The sequence below is a fragment of the Streptomyces sp. NPDC046335 genome, assembly GCF_055587985.1.
Genome location: NZ_JBVJFF010000003.1, coordinates 592,349 through 609,257 on the forward strand (window position 1 = coordinate 592,349; position 16,909 = coordinate 609,257).

Below are 16,909 nucleotides of genomic sequence, written 5' to 3' on the forward strand. Positions count from 1 at the left end.
TCCTGTCAGGAGATCAGAAGAAGTGGGGCATGTTCCTCAGGAATGAAGGGGGTGGAGGGGGTTGGCGATGGTGACGTAGACGGACTGTGTGTCGACGGGGCCGACGAGCTCGTCGAGGCCGTGCAGCCGGGTCAGGAGGTTGGCCTTGCAGCGCAGTACGGGTGAGTCGAGCAGCGTCGCGGGCAGGGAGGTGCGCAGGCTGTCGGGTCCTGACGCGAGGTCGCCGAGGAAGCGGCGGAAGGCGGCGAGCAACAGGCGTTCGTCCGCGAGGCGTTCGGCGCCGAAGGCTCCGATGAGTCCGAGGACGTTGTTGATGCCGAGGTAGTAGGCGAACCGCTCGTCCGTCACCTCGTCGGAGACGAACGTGTCGCTGTGCCGGCCGATGCCGGGAAGCCGCTTCTCCAGTTCGGCGCGCCGGGACTCGCGGAAGTAGTAGCCCTGGTTGTCGCGGTAGCGGCCGCCCACGGGCCAGCCCTCGGGATCGAGCAGGATGATCGTGTTCTGCTGGTGTGCCTCCAGGGCGACGCCCGCCTCGCTGTCCAGCCAGAGCACGGGGCGGACGACGGTCTTGAGGTAGCGCAGGAACCACTCGGCGGCGACGGCCCCGCGCGGGTGGCCCGTCTGTCCGGCGAGCTTGGTGACGATCTCGGCAAGCCGCGAGCGCATCGGCTGGTGGTCGTGGTCCGCGCGCCGGTCCGATGGCCGGGGCGAGACGAGTCCGGCGACGCAGGTGGCGTCGTCGCCGGGGCCGAAGGGGTTGTGCCGGATCATGACGTCGAGCCCGGGGACGGGCGCGCCGTCCGGTCCGGTGGCGGCGAGCCACGCGGGGTCGCGGATCACGTCGAAGCCGGGGTGGGCCGCCTGCCACTGCTCGGCCAGACCGGTGCGGAGCAGGCGGTGGACCTCGACGCCGCGATGGAGTTCCTTGCGGAGGTTCTCACGACGGGAGTTGGTGATGCGCAGGCCCAGCGAGAGCTTGAGCATGGCGGCCGCGTCGGAGCGGTAGAGGGTGCGCACGGAGGAGGTGGGTCGCCAGGGTGTGCCGTGCGGGCCGAGGTCCTGGAGGAGCCCGGCGTCGAGGAGGTCCGCGGCGGCGGGGCGGTGGCGCAGCTCGCGGATCTGCCAGGGGTGCACGGGCAGAGCGGCGCGGCCGTCCGGCAGCGGCAGCCCCGGCCCCGCGAGCCGTGCGGTGAGCTGATCGGCGGGGACGGTGCGGCCCCGCTCGGTCCAGGCCGAGTCCGAGGCGAGCACGGACCGGTCGACGGCGAGCCAGTGCAGCGCGAAGGCGCCGCGCAACTCCGGCGAGTACAGGCGGGATTCGGTGTCGGACAGACCCTCGCGGCTCTTGGGGGTCGGATGCAGGGGGTGACCGAGGAGCAGGGACTGTTCCGCGGAGAGGAAGAGGTCGGGCTCATCGCTCGGGCTGTCGCGCCGGTCGGCGATGAACTGTGCGGTACGGCGCACAGAGTCGGCGACCCGGCCGACCAGATCAGCGCCGTCGGTCTCTGTGGCTACGGGCATGACGCCGGGGGCGGCTGCCGGTTCAGCTGTGACGGGGTGTGCGGCGGTGGCGCTCGGGACTGCCGTGGTGGCGGGGCCCGTTTGGGCGGTTGGCGTGGCGTCGTGCGCTCGGGGGGTCGAAGCCTCCTGCTCCCGGCGAGCCGTCTCGCGCCCGAGCAGCGCGGCGACGGTGACCGCGTCGGCGGGAGGGGCGCCGGCGGGGCCGTCCTCCAGCCGCGGCAGGCCGAAGCGGTGCAAGCCGGTGGCCGACCAGTAGCGCACGGGGACGAGCAGGGCCGTGCCGCTCGCGGCCAGCGGTACGCGCAGGGTGCCCTGGTCGGGCGCGGGGAGGCCGTTCTCCCGTACCCAGCAGCGCAGCAGGTTCTCCACGGCAGCGGCCTGCGCGGCGACGTACGGGGAGGGGTGCTCCAGCGGATCGGTCGACGTGCCGTGCAGATGCTCGGCTTCTTGGCCGCCGCCCTTCTGCCGGGGGACCGTACAGGACTCCGCCACCAGTGAGGACGGAGTGCCGCACGCACCTGTGCCCTGAGGGTGGGAGCGGCCTTCGGAAGCGGGAGTGGCATTCAAGAGAGGTTCCTTGGGAAGTGGTTCGAACTCCAGGGGCGACGGGGCCGAGAGGGGCCCGGGGGTCGTGGCAGCCGGAACGGCCCGGGCCCTTCTCGGCTATCCGTGGTCGTGGCGTGCCACGGCGGCCAGCGCGTCGGCGAGGCGGTCGAGGACCGCGGACGCCTGTTCATCCGTGATGGTCAGGGGAGGAAGGAGCCGTACGACACTGGAGTGCCGGCCGCCCAGCTCGACGATGAGCCCGCGGCGCAGGCATTCACGCTGCACGGCGGCAGCCGACTCCGGTGCCGGCGGGCTGGGCCGGGCGGCGGACGGCAACCCGTCGAAGGCCGCAGCGGGCGAGCCGTGCTCGGCCGCGGCCTCGGCCGTGTCTTCGGGCAGGCCGCGGTCGCGCCCCGGATCCACCAGTTCGACGCCGATCATCAGCCCCCGGCCGCGGACCTCGCCGACGCACGGGTGGTCCACGGCCAGGGACCGGAGCTGGGCCAGCATGCGGGCGCCGAGGGTGGCGGCGCGCTCGGCGAGGCCGTGTTCCCGTACATACGCGAGGGTCGCCGCGCCCGCGGCCATGGCGAGCTGGTTGCCGCGGAACGTGCCCGCGTGGGCGCCGGGCGGCCAGAGGTCGAGGTCGTCGCGGTAGACCACGACGGCCAGCGGCAGACTGCCGCCGATCGCCTTCGAGAGCACCATCACGTCCGGCACGACGCCGCTGTGCTCGACGGCCCAGAAGGCCCCGGTGCGCCCGACCCCCGTCTGCACCTCGTCCACGATCAGCGGGATGTCGCGCGCGGCGGTGATCTCGCGCATGCGGCGCAGCCAGCCGTCCGGCGCGGGGAGGACTCCGCCCTCGCCCTGGACGGGTTCGAGGATCATGCCCGCGGGGGTCGGTACGCCCGATTTGGGGTCGTCGAGGAGGTTCTGGATCCAGCGCGCGGAGAGTTCCGCGCCGCCCGCCCCGCCGAGGCCGAACGGGCAGCGGTAGTCCTGCGGGTAGGGCAGTCGGGCGACGCGGACGCTGGGCGCGCCGCCGGACACCTCGAGCGCTCCGGCCGTCATTCCGTGGTAGCCGCCGGTGAAAGCCAGCATGCCGTCGCGGCCCGTGGCCGCGCGGACCAGTTTCAGCGCCGCCTCCACCGCGTCCGTCCCGGCGGGTCCGCAGAACTGGATGCGGGCGCGCTCGGCGAGGCCGGGCGGCAGCGTGCGGAAGAGTTCGGTGGTGAAGTCGTCCTTGACGGGCGTCGCCAGGTCCAGGACGTGCAGCGGCGCCCCCGAGTCGAGGACCTGCCTGATCGCTTCGAGCACCACGGGGTGGTTGTGGCCGAGCGCCAGGGTCCCGGCGCCCGAGAGGCAGTCGAGGTAGCGGCGCCCGTCGGCGCCCTCGATGGTCATGCCGCGCGCCCGCACCGGCACGATCGGCAGGGCACGCGCGTACGTCCGCGCGGCCGATTCACGCGCGGACTGCCGCCGCAGAATGCTTTCCTGCACGGCTTCCCGACGAGCCGGACCAGCAGGGTGCGGTGGTGACTGCGTCACAAAGGGTGCATGCGCTTCCGAGGGGGCGTGCGATCCTGAGGGGGCTTGCGCTCCGGAGAGTGCTGCGGACGCCGCCGCGGGCGCAGGCTCGATCACGGCCACGACTGTTGGTCCTCCCGCTGGGGACGAGCGCGTCCCGACCGGGCGACTCCAGGGAGCCCCAAGAGGCCGGACGAGCACACGAGTTGGCAGAGGGATGAACGCAGGCCGCCGCTCCCCCGTACGTACCAACGACGGTGCCCCTGGTTGAGGCACGGGGGAAATCCGAAGATCTTGCCGTTGCGGAACCGTTGCCCTTCTGTCGGCAGTCCCCCATGGCACCGGCATAGTGTGGGGGCCGTTCATCGGCCAAGGCGCGCGACGTTTCCCGGCCACGGGGGCGCTCGCAGCAGCGGCGACGGGTGTCTGCACACCCCGATGACCAGCACTTCCGTACTGATTCACGAAGCCCAGGGGGAATCTCTCGATGCGACCCATACGTCCGCTCTTCACCGCACGGAGCGGGAGGAGCACGCGCAACCGCACCTCCCCCGTGGCGGCCGCTGTGGCGCTCGGCGCGGCGCTCGTGCTGACCGCAACGGCCTGTGGTCCCAGCGAGGACAACGCCGGCGGTGACTCGTCGTCGTCGCAGCCCGACGGAAGCAACGGCGACAAGTTCGAGATTCCGGCCGATCTCAAGGACAAGCTCAAGGAGCACGGGATCGACCTGGACAAGTGGAAGGACGGGGGCTGGAAGAACTTCGACAAGGACAAGTGGCTGCGCGAGGCCGGCGAGTTCGTCAACCCGGTCATCAAGGACCTCTGGGACCCGGAGCGGATGCGGGACACCGACAAGAACCCGGACCGGGGCGTCGACGACAACGACATCTCCGGTGACCAGGGCGTCACCGACCCGACGCCCGAACCCGTGGAAGCGGCCGCGGTGAAGACGCCGTACCACGACCAGGCCCCCGCGTCGGGCAAGCTCTTCTTCGACGGCCCCGACGGTTCGATGGTCTGCTCCGCGACCGTGGTGAAGGACCCGGCCAACCCCGGCAAGTCCAACATGGTGTGGACCGCGGGTCACTGCGTGCACGCGGGCGCCAAGGGCGGCTGGTACCGCAACATGATCTTCGTCCCCTCGTACAACGACAGCGGCAAGTCGGCCGCCGAGCTGCAGAACGCGCCCAAGGAAGAGGTCGCCCCGTACGGCGTCTGGTGGGGCGACTGGGCGCAGACCTCCGACCAGTGGATCGAGGGTGGCGGCCCGACGGGCGGCGCCGGTGCCCCCTACGACTTCGCGGTCATGCACGTGAAGCCCGAGAAGGGCAGCGAGGGCAAGTCGCTCGAGGAGACCGTCGGTTCGGCGCTCCCGGTGGACTTCGACGCCCCGGCCGTGCCGCAGGTCAAGTCCCTGACGGCGACCGGCTACCCGGCGGCGCCGCCCTTCGACGGCCAGAAGCTGTTCCAGTGCGCCGACAAGCCCGGACGGCTCTCGCTGAACAAGTCCGAGCCGACGATGTACCGCGTGGGCTGCACCATGACCGGCGGTTCTTCCGGCGGCGGATGGGTCGCCCCGGGCCAGGACGGCAAGCCGGCCCTGGTGTCGAACACCTCCATCGGCCCGGTGACGGCCGGCTGGCTGGCCGGCCCGCGCCTCGGCAAGGAGGCCAAGGGCGTCTACAGCGCGGTCAGCAAGAAGTTCGCCGACCAGTAGGCAAGCACTGGAGAGCTGATCAGTAAGCACTGGGGAAGCGACCGGTAGCCGCTGCGGAGCGGACCGTATCGGCCCTGTGGAGCGGTCCGTATCGGCCCTGTGGAGCGGTCGGTATCCGCTCCGCGGGGCCGCCCCCTTCTCGCACGTCGTACGTCGGCGGGGTCGCCGGAAACCTTCACGACCCCGCCGCTGTTCATCCCCAACCTCACAGGCATAGTGAGGTGTTGCGCTGGCCCGGGACTCCGGACCGGCATATGACACGTACATGGCAATTACACGTTCCAACGGGGGTACCTGCACCATGCGTTCCACTCGTGCGCCGTTCGCGCGCAGCCGTGGGCGGCGCGTCGCACTCGCCGCCACCGGGCTCGCCGCGACCCTGGCGCTCACCGCCACGGCCTGCGGTCCGAGCGAAGACAAGGCCGCTGACCGGTCGAGCGCCGCTGAGTCCAACGGGTCCGACGCCGGTTCCGGTTCCGACTCCGAGCTGCCGGGCGGGCTCGCCGACAAGCTCAAGAAGCACGGCATCGACCCGGCCGATTGGGAGAACGGCGGCTGGAAGAACTTCAACAAGGACAAGTGGCTTCGCGAGGCGAGCGACTTCGTCAACCCGGTCATCGAGGGCCTGTGGAAGCCCGAGCGGATGAAGGACGCGAAGGACCCGAACAAGACGATCGCCTCGAAGGACGCGGCCGCCGGCCAGGGTGCCACCGATCCCGAGCCGACGCCGGTCCGGGCGAAGCCCGAGAAGACGCCGTACCACGAGAACGCCGCACCGGTCGGCAAGATCTTCTTCGACGCCCCCGGGGGCTCGATGGTCTGCTCCGGCACCGTCGTGAAGGACCCGCGCAACCCCGGCAAGTCCAACCTGGTCTGGACCGCCGGCCACTGCGTGCACGCGGGCAAGAACGGCGGCTGGTACCGCAACATCGCCTTCGTGCCCTCGTACAACGACCTGGGCAAGTCCGAGGCCGAACTGGGCAACGCGGCCCCGCAGGAGATCGCACCCTACGGCCAGTACTGGGCGGACTGGGTCTCGACCTCCAACGAGTGGATCAACGATGGCGGCCCCACGGGCGGCGCCGGAGCGACGTACGACTACGCCGTCATGCACGTGAAGCCGGAGCAGGGCGGCAAGTCCCTCGAGGAGACCGTCGGCAACGCGCTCGCCGTCGACTTCTCGGCCCCGGCCACGCAGAGCGTGAGTTCGATGGGCGCTTGGGGCTACCCGGCCGCTCCGCCCTACAACGGCCTGATGATGCACAAGTGCGTGGACAAGCCGGGCCGCCTCTCGCTGTCGCCGTCCCTGCCGACGATGTACCGCATCGGCTGCACGATGACCGGCGGTTCCTCCGGCGGCGGCTGGTTCCGCGTCGTCAACGGCAAGTCGCAGCTCGTGTCGAACACCTCGATCGGCCCGGCCGAGAACACCTGGCTTGCCGGACCACAGCTCGGCAAGGGCGCCGAACAGGTCTACGACATGATGAGCGAGAAGTACGGCTCGAAGTAGCCGCGCGTCACACCTGATACGGCGAAGGCCCGCCCCCACGAGAGGGGCGGGCCTTCGGCGCGTTCAGTCAGCTCCGTGCGCCAAACGCGCTCAATGCGCTCAATGCGCTGCCGGAACGTACGGGTTGAGCTCCGCGGCGAACTCTTCGTGCACCCGTGCCTTGAGCAGCGTGCCCTCGGCGGTGTGCTCCTCGGAGAGCACCTCACCCTCGGCGTGCGCGCGCGAGACGAGCTGGCCGTGGGTGTACGGAACGAGGGCCTCGATCTCGACCTCGGGCCGCGGCAGCTCGACGTCGATGAGCGCCAGGAGCTCACCGATGCCGGCACCGGTGCGCGCGGAGACCGCGATCGCGTGCTTCTCGTTGCGCATCAGCCGCTGCAGGACCAGCGGGTCCGCGGCGTCCGCCTTGTTGATCACCACGATCTCGCGTACCTCGGTCGCGCCCACGTCACGGATGACTTCCCGCACGGCGGCGAGCTGCTCCTCCGGCACGGGGTGCGAACCGTCCACCACGTGCAGGATCAGGTCGGAGTCGGCGACCTCCTCCATCGTGGAGCGGAACGCCTCGACCAGGTGGTGCGGCAGGTGCCGCACGAACCCGACGGTGTCGGCCAGGGTGTAGAGCCTGCCGCCCGGCGTCTCGGCCCGGCGCACGGTCGGGTCGAGGGTGGCGAACAGTGAGTTCTCCACCAGCACGCCCGCGCCCGTGAGGCGGTTCAGGAGCGAGGACTTGCCCGCGTTCGTATAGCCGGCGATGGCGACCGAGGGCACCTTGTTGCGCCGACGCTCCTGGCGCTTGATGTCGCGGCCCGTCTTCATCTCCGCGATCTCCCGGCGCATCTTCGCCATCTTCTCGCGGATGCGCCGCCGGTCCGTCTCGATCTTGGTCTCACCGGGACCACGCGTGGCCATGCCGCCACCGCCGCCGCCACCCATCTGCCGGGAGAGCGACTGGCCCCAGCCGCGGAGCCTCGGCAGCATGTACTGCATCTGGGCCAGGGCGACCTGCGCCTTGCCCTCTCGGGACTTGGCGTGCTGGGCGAAGATGTCGAGGATCAGGGCGGTCCTGTCGACCACCTTGACCTTGACGACGTCTTCGAGGTGGATGAGCTGGCCGGGGCTCAGCTCACCGTCGCAGACGACGGTGTCGGCGCCGGTCTCGAGCACGATGTCACGCAGCTCAAGGGCCTTGCCGGAACCGATGTACGTCGCCGGGTCCGGCTTGTCCCGGCGCTGGATGACGCCGTCGAGCACGAGCGCGCCCGCGGTCTCGGCGAGAGCGGACAGCTCGGCGAGGGAGTTCTCCGCGTCGTCCACGGTCCCGGACGTCCACACGCCGACGAGGACCACACGCTCCAGACGGAGCTGTCGGTACTCGACCTCGGTGACGTCCTCGAGCTCGGTGGAGAGGCCTGCGACGCGGCGCAGGGCCGCACGCTCGGAGCGGTCGAGCTGCTCGCCGTCACGCTCTCCGTCGATCTCGTGGCTCCAGGCGACGTCCTCTTCCATCAGGGCATCGGCCCGAAGACCTTCGGGGTAGTTCTGCGCGAAGCTCTGTGCGTCCTGGGAAGGGGAAGAAGAGGAGGTCATTGGATCCTTACGTCGATTCGTCGATTCGCCGGTGAAAGTGCGGACGGATCGCGGGATCCGTCACAGTCGACAACGCCCGAGGCGGCCCGGACATTCCCGAGGCCGGGCCTGGCGGGCCCTGAGATACCCCCGAGGGGATGTCCCGGAGCCCGGACCGAGCCGGACCGAGGACCGACCCGCCGTGCCGTCGACCTGAAGATGGTTGCACGACACGGCCCGTCTCGTCATCCGGGTTATTCTCCCGCCCGTCGGGCTATTTCCCGCCCGTGGGCGCCTTACGCCAGTCCGGGTGCCCCGGCATGGGCGGCGTCTTCTCCCCGTACAGCCAGGCGTCGAGGAATCCGCCCAGGTCACGCCCGGCGGTCCGGGAGGCGAGCCGCACGAAATCGGCGGTCGTCGCGTTGCCGTCGCGGTGGACGCGGACCCACTGGCGCTCCAGGCGCTCGAAGGCCTCGTGGCCGATCTCCTGGCGCAGTGCGTAGAGCACCAGGGCGCCGCCGTCGTAGACCACGGGCCGGAAGAGCCTGACCTTCTTGCCGGGGGCGGGCCTCGTCGGCCTCGCGGGCGGCCCGCCGTCGGCACGCCAGCCGTCCGACTTGCGGTAGGCCTCGCGCATGCGGTCCTTCAGGGACCGCTTCGTCGTCTCCTCGGTGAAGACTGCCTCGTACCAGGTGGCGTGGCCCTCGTTGAGCCAGAGGTCCGACCATGTCTGCGGGCTCACACTGTCACCGAACCACTGGTGCGCCAGCTCGTGCACCATGAGCGCGTCGACGCTCCACTCGGGGATGTCGGGGTGGGTGAAGAGCTGCTGTTCGAAGAGGGACAGTGTCTGTGTCTCCAGCTCGAAGCCGGTCTTCGTCGGGGCGACGAGGAGTCCGTAGGTCTCGAAGGGGTAGCGCCCGACCTTCTTCTCCATCCACTCGATCTGGCCGGGCGTCTTCTTCAGCCAGCGCTCCAGGGTCTCGCGGTCCTTGGTGGGCACCACGTCGCGTACGGGCAGGCCGTGCGGGCCCTGGCGGTGCAGCACGGTGGACCGGCCGATCGACACCTGGGCCAGTTCGGTCGCCATGGGGTGGTGGGTGCGGTAGGCCCAGGTGGTGGCGGAGCCTCGGTGGCGGGGCTTGGCGATCGGCAGCCCGTTGGCGACGGCCGTGAGTCCCTTGGGGGTGGTGATGCGGAAGGTGAACATCGCCTTGTCGGCGGGGTGGTCATTGCAGGGGAAGACCCGGTGGGCGGCGGCGGCCTGGTTGGCCATGGCGAGCCCGTCCGCGGTGCGGAGCCAGCCGCCGTGCGGGCCCTTGCGGGAGACGGGGTCGCTGGTGTGCCGAACGGTGATCCGCAGCCGCTCGCCGGGCCTGATCGGCTTGGCCGGCGTGAGGACCAGGTCCTCACCGCTGATCGCGAAGCGGGCGGCCCTGCCGTTGATCGCGGCGGAGCGGACCTTGCTGTGCGTGAAGTCCAGATTCAGGTGCTTCAGGGCCTGCGTGGCGCGGGCATCGATCTTGGTGACGGCATCCAGCGGCTTGCGGTTGTCACCGCGATAGGTGAAGGCGATGTCGTACGACGCCACGTCGTACCCGGGGTTCCCCAGGTACGGGAAGAGCGGATCGCCGATGCCGAGCGGCGTGGCCGGCGACGGAGCGCTCGCCGCGACGAGGGCGGCGGAGACGGCGGCCGTGACGAGGGCGGCCACGCGGGGGGTGCGGAGGACCTTCGGCCGTGCGGCCGTGGCCCGGGCAGTGAGCAGCATGGACTTACCGCTACCAGCGTGGGCGCCCCCGCACGGTGGTGGCGCGCGCCGGGCCACTCGAACGAGTCGCCGACCGGACCCGCGCGTGGTCCGCCCCCGAGGGCCGAGCCACGGGTTCCCGTCGGCCGCTTCAGTGGGCCGCTGCCGCCGGATGCTGGGCGCGGCTCACGTCGTACACCCCTGGCACCGCGCGCATCGCCCGCATCAGCCCCGGAAGGTGCGCGGCGTCGGGAAGTTGCAGCGTGTACGTGTGCCGGACGCGCTGCTGGGTCGGCGGCTCCACGGTGGCGGAGATGATCGCCACCCCCTCAAGAGCGATCGCTTCGGTGAGGTCGGCGAGCAGATGCGCGCGGCCGAACGATTCGGCGGTCAGCGTGACACGGCACTCGGCGGTGTCCCCCCAGCGCACGCCGACCTCCGTGCGCCCCATTTCCTTCATGCGCTCCACCGAGGGGCATCCGACCCGGTGGACGGTCACGGCTCCCCCGCGTACGGCGAAGGCGGTGACGGCGTCGGGCGGCACCGGCGTACAACATCCGGCGAGCCGCACGCTGGCGCCCTCGCGGTCCACCACGGCGTTGGCGGCGGCGGGGCGCGGGATCTCGGCGGCCTCGGGGCGCGGGGCGGCGACCGGCGCCTTCTTGGTCTGTCCGGAGGGCGCCGGGGCGGGCGCCGGATGCGAGGCCAGCCAGCGCCGGATGGCGATCCGCGCGGCGGGTGTGCGGACATGGTCGAGCCAGTCGCGGGACGGCCCGGATGCCGTGTCCTGGCCCATGAGCAGCTGGACGGTGTCGCCGTCGCGCAGCACCGTGCTGAGCGTCGCGAGGCGGCCGTTGACCCGCGCGCCGATGCAGGCGTGCGCGTCCTCGCCGTACTGGGCGTAGGCCGCGTCCACGCAGCTGGCGCCGGCGGGCAGGCCGAGTGTGCCGCCGTCGGGCCGGAACACGGCGATCTCGCGGTCCTGGGCGAGGTCCTCGCGCAGCGTCGACCAGAAGGTGTCAGGGTCGGGTGCGGCCTGCTGCCAGTCCAGGAGCCGGGAGAGCCAGCCGGGCCTGGTCGGGTCCACGCGCTCGTCGTCGGCGCCGTCGGCCGACTCCTCCGTGGGCGGGGCGTAGGGGTTGCGCAGGGCGACGACGCCCGCCTCGGCGACCTGGTGCATCTGGTGCGTACGGATGAGGACTTCGGCGACCTCTCCGTCCGGCCGTGCCACGGCGGTGTGCAGCGACTGGTAGAGGTTGAACTTCGGTACGGCGATGAAGTCCTTGAACTCCGACACGACCGGGGTGAAGCAGGTGTGCAGCTCTCCGAGGACGCCATAGCAGTCGGCGTCCTCGGTGACGAGCACCAGAAGGCGGCCGTAGTCCGACGCCCGCATCTCGCCGCGTTTGCGGTGCACACGGTGGACGGAGACGAAGTGCCGCGGCCTGATGAGGACTTCGGCCGCGATGCCCGCCTCGCGCAGCACGCCGCGCACCTCGCCCGCGATGTCCCCGAGGGAGTTGGCCTCCGCCTCGGCGTTCGCCGTGATCAGGGCCTTGACCTCGGCATACTCCTCCGGGTGGAGGATCGCGAAGACGAGGTCCTCCAGCTCGGTCTTGAGCGCCTGGACCCCCAGCCGCTCGGCGAGCGGAATCAGCACGTCCCTGGTCACCTTGGCGATGCGGGCCTGCTTCTCGGGGCGCATCACACCGAGCGTGCGCATGTTGTGCAGCCGGTCGGCCAGCTTGATCGACATGACGCGTACGTCGTTGCCCGTGGCGACCAGCATCTTGCGGAAGGTCTCCGGCTCGGCGGCGGCTCCGTAGTCCACCTTTTCCAGCTTGGTGACGCCGTCCACCAGGTAACACACGTCGTCGCCGAACTCGGCGCGCACCTGGTCGAGCGTCACCTCCGTGTCCTCGACGGTGTCGTGCAGCAAGGATGCGGTCAGGGTCGTGATCTCGGCGCCGAGCTGGGCCAGGATCAGCGTGACGGCGAGGGGGTGTGTGATGTAGGGCTCACCGCTCTTGCGCGTCTGGCCACGGTGCGAGGACTCCGCGAGCACATAGGCGCGGCGCAGCGGCTCGAGGTCCGCGTCGGGGTAGTGGGCCCGGTGGGCCTCCACCACATGGCCGATCGCGTCGGGCAGACGGTCCCGGGTGTCCGAGCCCAGCAGGGCGGCCCTGCCGAGCCTGCGCAGGTCGAGCCGGGCCCGGCCGCGCCTGCGCTGGGCCCCGGGCGTCACGGGGCCGGGCGTGGCTGGGTTCGTGGCCTCCGCACTCATGGGCACCTCCGGCTGCGTCGACCGGCGGTGGACGGACGCTGGCGTACTCCGTCCGGGCCGGTGCTTGATGCTACCGAGCCCATCACGAGGCGCTGACCGCCTCTCGCCGAGCGTGAAACGGATCACCCATTCGAGCGACAGTTCATGCGCTTGCCGTTTCGAGCCATTCGGACATGATCTCGCCCTCGGCGAGGATCACGGCGGGCCCCGTCATCTCGATCTCACCGTCGGGCCGCTCGGTGATCACCACACGGCCGCCGGGCAGGTCGACCGTGTACGTGACCGGGGCACCGGTCACGGCCGGGTCCGCGCCGTCCCTGCGGGCGGCCGCCACGGCCACGGCGCACGCGCCCGTGCCGCACGAGCGGGTCTCCCCCACGCCGCGCTCGTGCACGCGCATGGCGACGTGGCGGGGGGCGCGCTCCACGACGAACTCCACGTTCACCCCGTCCGGGTAGGCGGAGGCGGGGCTGAAGGGGGGCGGGTCGTAGAGGTTGCCCGCGTCCGCGAGGTCGTCGACGAAGGCGACGGCGTGCGGATTGCCCATGTTCACGTTGCGCGCGGGCCACCGGTGGTCCGCCACGGTGACCGTGACGTCCCCCTCGGGGAGCAGTGCCTTGCCCATGCCGACGGTGATCTCTCCGCCGGACTCCGCCTTGGCGATGTGCACGGTCTTGACGCCGCCGCGCGTGGCCACCGCCAGGTCGCCCTCGCCGACGTGCCCCGCGTGCTGGAGATACCGCGCGAAGACCCGCACTCCATTGCCGCACATCTCGGCGACCGAGCCGTCGCCGTTGCGGTAGTCCATGAACCACTCGGCCCGGTCCGCGAGGTGACGCGCCTCCGGGTGGGCGGCGGAGCGGACGACATGCAGGAGGCCGTCGCCGCCGATGCCCGCGCGCCGGTCGCACAGGGCGGCGACGGCGGCCGGGGGCAGCTCGATGGCGTTGTCCGGGTCCGGGATGATCACGAAGTCGTTCTCGGTCCCGTGCCCCTTGAGGAAGGCGATCCGCGTGCTCATTCCTCGATCGTACGGGGTGGGTACGACATTCCGGCCGGACGGTCGTACACAGTGGGTACGACATTCCGGCCGGACGGTGCTGCTCCGGCTCGCCGCTCCGGGCCTCGGCCGTCCGCTACGGCTCTCGGCTCAGCGGAGCCGGGCCACGCGCCAGACGGCGAGGACGGCCACACCGACGAAGAGCAGGGCGTACGCGGCGACGACCCGCCAGTCAGGGCGGCTGCCCGAGCCGCGCTCGGGCAGCCCCGGCCAGGTGTGGCCCACCCGGCGGGCGGCCATCATGCCCCAGCCTGCCGCGCAGCAGCTGAGGAGCAGTCCGAGCATGGCGACCACGGCACCGCCGTCACCGAACTCGAAGGCCAGCGGGAAGGCGAACATCAGGGAACCGACGGCGGCCAGGATCACGATGGGCGCGAGCTGCCAGATGCGCAGCCGCCGCTGCGGACGCAGCTCGACCTCGACCTCGGCCTCCGGGGACAGCTCGTCCGCGGAGGGACCGTCGTCCGTCACGCCGCCGGGAACCTCGTCGGGTCCGTCGGGGCTCAGCTGCTCTCCGCCGTCATGCGCGGTGTCACGAGGGCCGGCCTCCATCGCCACGCGCCCTCCCACTTCGGACTCCACCGATCGATCGATGGTCGATGATGGCACGTCGGCAGGGGGGCGGATGACCGCCGGAGCGTCCCGATGCCATCACGTGATCAGGCTGTGACCGGTCGTTCGATCAGCGCCATCGCGTGTCCGGGAAGTTCCGCGCGATCGGCCGCGGCACCGCTCAGCCAGTGCACCCGCGGGTCCCTCCGGAACCACGAGTCCTGGCGCCGCGCGAAGCGTTTGGTGGCGCGCACGGTCTCGGCGCGCGCCTCGTCCTCGGTGCGCTCTCCGGCGAGCGCATCGAGCACCTGCTGGTAGCCCAGGGCGCGCGACGCCGTACGCCCCTCCCGCAGGCCCTGTGCGGCCAGCGTGCGGACCTCGTCGACCAGGCCCGCCTCCCACATGCGGTCCACGCGCGTGGCGATGCGTTCGTCGAGCTCGGGGCGGGCCACGTCCACGCCGATCTGAACCGTGTCGTACACCGAGTCGTGGCCCGGGAGGTTGGCGGTGAAGGGCTTGCCCGTGATCTCGATGACCTCCAGGGCGCGAACGATCCGGCGGCCGTTGCTCGGCAGGATCGCCTGGCCCGCTCCCGGGTCGGCGGCGGCCAGGCGCGCGTGCAGCGCTCCGGGGCCGCGCAGCGTGAGCTCCTCCTCCAGCCGGGCCCGCACCGCGGGATCCGTACCGGGGAACTCCAGGTGGTCGACGGCGCCCCGTACGTAGAGCCCTGAGCCACCGACCAGGATCGGCCAGCGCCCCTCGGCCAGGAGGCGGTCGATCTCCGCGCGGGCCAGCTTCTGGTACTCGGCGACGCTCGCCGCCTCCGTCACGTCCCAGATGTCGAGAAGGTGGTGGGGGACGCCGCCGCGCTCCTCGGGCGTCAGCTTGGCGGTGCCGATGTCCATCCCCCGGTAGAGCTGCATGGAGTCGGCGTTGACGACTTCGCCGCCGAGATGTTGGGCAAGAAAGACGCCGAGATCCGACTTTCCTGCCGCGGTGGGACCGACGACGGCGATGACCCGCGGGGCGGGAGCTGCACTACTCACCGCCCCAGTCTCGCAAACCCCGCGACCACTTCCCGAACGAGTTACGTGACGGCACGGCTTTGAGGTCGTTGCCTGTTGCGAGGTTCCAGCCGCCGGTTTCGAGAACCGAGGGCCCGGCGCGAAGCAATGAGACGCTCCGGGCGGCGCGGGATTTCGCCCACACGAGTAACATATGGAGCAGATATGGGCGTTTTTGCACGTTTCCGTCGGAAGGCCAAGGACGGCGACGAGGAGTCAACCACCGGGTCGGGCGCTGCCACACCGACGGCCGAGTCGGAGGGCGCCGAGGTTTCCGCCGCCACTCCCGCTACCGCCTCCCCGGAGGCCGCCTCGGCCGAGGAGAAGCCTGCCGAGGGGGCCGGCGAGGACACGAAGAGCGCCGCCGCCGATGGCAAGGTCACACAGGCCGCCGAGACCGCCGGGACGGACGCGGCGGACGACTCTGCGGACTCTGCGGACGGCGTGGAGATCCCGAAGCAGCAGTCGGCCGGCGAAGCGGCCGACAACGAGGCGGACGAGGGTGCCCGCAACTGACCCTCGCGAGGGAAGGTGCATCCATGGGCTTCCTGGAGCAACTCAAAGCCAAGCTCGCCCCTGCCCGGAGCAAGGTCTCGCATCTCGCGCAGCAGCACGGGGACAAGATCGACCATGGCCTCGAGAAGGCCGCCAAGGTGGTCGACGAGAAGACCAAGGGCAAGTACAGCGACAAGATCCGGACGGGCACGGGCAAGGCGAAGGAAGCCGTCGACCGCCTCGCCGCACCGCACGACGGCAAGGGCACCGGTGGCGCCGCCACCCCGCCTCCACCGCCGCCCCCGGCCTCCTGAACGGCGCCGTGGGCCGCTCTTGAGCGGTTTGGCCGCCCGCCTTCGAAGGGCGTCGCCGGACGGCACCCGCACCCGCACCACATCGGCGAACGGCCGCGAAGCATCCCGCTTCGCGGCCGTCGCCGCATGCTCCTCGGCCCCCGCCGGTTCACGCCCTACGACCAGGTGGCCACCAGGTACCCCACCCCGTAGGGCGCGTCTTCGTAGAGGAGTTCTCCGCCCAGCCGCGCGCTCTCGGCCGCGCCTGCGAGGACCTGCCAGGGGGCGCGGCCCGCCGCCTTCAGTTCGTGACCGAGGTTCTCGTCCAGCGCCCGCAGGGCCGCCACGTCGGCCGTGGCGAGGGCCCGTGCGATCTGCGCGTCGAAGCCCGCCGCCCGCTCGTCGAGGTAGCCGGGGGCCTTCAGGGTGCGGCACGCGCTGGCGTCACCCATCACCAGGAGGGCGACGCGGGCCGCCCGTGCGCCGACGTCCCGCCCGGCCTGGAGGCAGCCCTCGGTGGTGAGAGCTTCTCCCACGCCCAGGCCCTCCACCGGGGCGGTCGACCATCCCGTACGCCCGAGCAGCCAGCCGGCGACGGCGAGGGACGGGGGCAGCTCGCGCTCCGGGAGGGCCTCGCCGGTCCGCGCGCCCAAGTTCACTTCCAGGTCCACGCCGAAGCCCCGGAACGAGCCACGGGCGCCCTGCGGATGCGGGCCGCGGCCCTCCGGCTCGGCGGGGCCGACCACGACCAGGAGGTCGGGCCTGGCCGCGGCAAGGACCCCGATGGCGTCCGTGCACGCCGCGCGGGCCGCGTCCAGTTCAGGGGCGGCGCCCGACGCGACCTCGGGAACGAGCAGCGGCGGGCAGGGACAGACGGCTGCGGCGACAAGCATGATCCGCAGCGTAATGCCCCGGCACGCACGCGCGCGTGGGAGCCGTCCCACGCGCGCATGAGTCACCGGCCCCAGGTCACGCGCCCAGGTCAGGTCACGCGTCGCCCGGATCGGTCACGCGCGCG

General features: G+C 71.6%; 13 protein-coding genes. 4 read left to right on the forward strand and 9 right to left on the reverse strand.

All coding sequences use genetic code 11. The annotated features are described in order from the left end of the window. Positions 1–36 precede the first annotated feature (36 nt). Positions 37–2,088, reverse strand: coding sequence for an IucA/IucC family protein (locus ACZ6JY_RS09190; protein ID WP_469193805.1), 2,052 nt, complete (start codon positions 2,086–2,088; stop codon positions 37–39). A gap of 96 nt (positions 2,089–2,184) precedes the next feature. Further along, positions 2,185–3,570, reverse strand: coding sequence for a diaminobutyrate--2-oxoglutarate transaminase family protein (locus ACZ6JY_RS09195; protein WP_469193807.1), 1,386 nt, complete (start codon positions 3,568–3,570; stop codon positions 2,185–2,187). A gap of 514 nt (positions 3,571–4,084) precedes the next feature. On the opposite strand from ACZ6JY_RS09195, the gene ACZ6JY_RS09200 reads away from it, so the two are divergent. Continuing rightward, positions 4,085–5,314 (forward strand): trypsin-like serine peptidase, encoded by a 1,230-nt coding sequence (locus tag ACZ6JY_RS09200; protein ID WP_469193809.1) that lies wholly within the window; start codon positions 4,085–4,087, stop codon positions 5,312–5,314. Positions 5,315–5,615: 301 nt separating this feature from the next. After that, positions 5,616–6,824 carry a trypsin-like serine peptidase gene (locus ACZ6JY_RS09205; RefSeq protein ID WP_469193811.1) on the forward strand — a complete coding sequence of 403 codons (1,209 nt, stop codon included), beginning with the start codon at positions 5,616–5,618 and terminating at the stop codon, positions 6,822–6,824. A gap of 99 nt (positions 6,825–6,923) precedes the next feature. Here the strand turns inward: ACZ6JY_RS09205 and hflX are convergent, their stop codons facing one another. The 6 genes from hflX to miaA all read right to left on the reverse strand — a co-directional run bounded on the left by hflX (position 6,924) and on the right by miaA (position 15,085). After that, the gene (hflX, locus tag ACZ6JY_RS09210; RefSeq protein WP_469193813.1) at positions 6,924–8,414 is read right to left on the reverse strand and encodes a GTPase HflX; all 1,491 of its coding nucleotides are present in this window, start codon (positions 8,412–8,414) and stop codon (positions 6,924–6,926) included. Between the two features lie 253 nt (positions 8,415–8,667). Further along, on the reverse strand, positions 8,668–10,164 hold the full coding sequence (locus tag ACZ6JY_RS09215) for a M1 family metallopeptidase (RefSeq protein ID WP_469193815.1): 1,497 nt from the start codon (positions 10,162–10,164) through the stop codon (positions 8,668–8,670). 130 nt (positions 10,165–10,294) lie between these two features. Beyond that, positions 10,295–12,427 (reverse strand): RelA/SpoT family protein, encoded by a 2,133-nt coding sequence (locus tag ACZ6JY_RS09220; protein WP_469193817.1) that lies wholly within the window; start codon positions 12,425–12,427, stop codon positions 10,295–10,297. A gap of 142 nt (positions 12,428–12,569) precedes the next feature. Beyond that, positions 12,570–13,448: a diaminopimelate epimerase gene (gene dapF / locus ACZ6JY_RS09225; protein WP_469193819.1), complete on the reverse strand. Its 879-nt coding sequence runs from the start codon at positions 13,446–13,448 to the stop codon at positions 12,570–12,572. Positions 13,449–13,577: 129 nt separating this feature from the next. After that, complete coding sequence (locus ACZ6JY_RS09230) at positions 13,578–14,039, reverse strand: hypothetical protein (RefSeq protein WP_469193931.1); 462 nt, start codon at positions 14,037–14,039, stop codon at positions 13,578–13,580. Positions 14,040–14,146: 107 nt separating this feature from the next. After that, complete coding sequence (miaA, locus tag ACZ6JY_RS09235; protein WP_469193821.1) at positions 14,147–15,085, reverse strand: tRNA (adenosine(37)-N6)-dimethylallyltransferase MiaA; 939 nt, start codon at positions 15,083–15,085, stop codon at positions 14,147–14,149. A gap of 183 nt (positions 15,086–15,268) precedes the next feature. On the opposite strand from miaA, the gene ACZ6JY_RS09240 reads away from it, so the two are divergent. Then, complete coding sequence (locus ACZ6JY_RS09240) at positions 15,269–15,619, forward strand: hypothetical protein (RefSeq protein WP_469193823.1); 351 nt, start codon at positions 15,269–15,271, stop codon at positions 15,617–15,619. A gap of 23 nt (positions 15,620–15,642) precedes the next feature. Then, positions 15,643–15,912: an antitoxin gene (locus tag ACZ6JY_RS09245; protein ID WP_469193825.1), complete on the forward strand. Its 270-nt coding sequence runs from the start codon at positions 15,643–15,645 to the stop codon at positions 15,910–15,912. 155 nt (positions 15,913–16,067) lie between these two features. Here the strand turns inward: ACZ6JY_RS09245 and ACZ6JY_RS09250 are convergent, their stop codons facing one another. Further along, positions 16,068–16,784: a class III extradiol dioxygenase subunit B-like domain-containing protein gene (locus tag ACZ6JY_RS09250; RefSeq protein ID WP_469193826.1), complete on the reverse strand. Its 717-nt coding sequence runs from the start codon at positions 16,782–16,784 to the stop codon at positions 16,068–16,070. Positions 16,785–16,909: the final 125 nt, after the last annotated feature.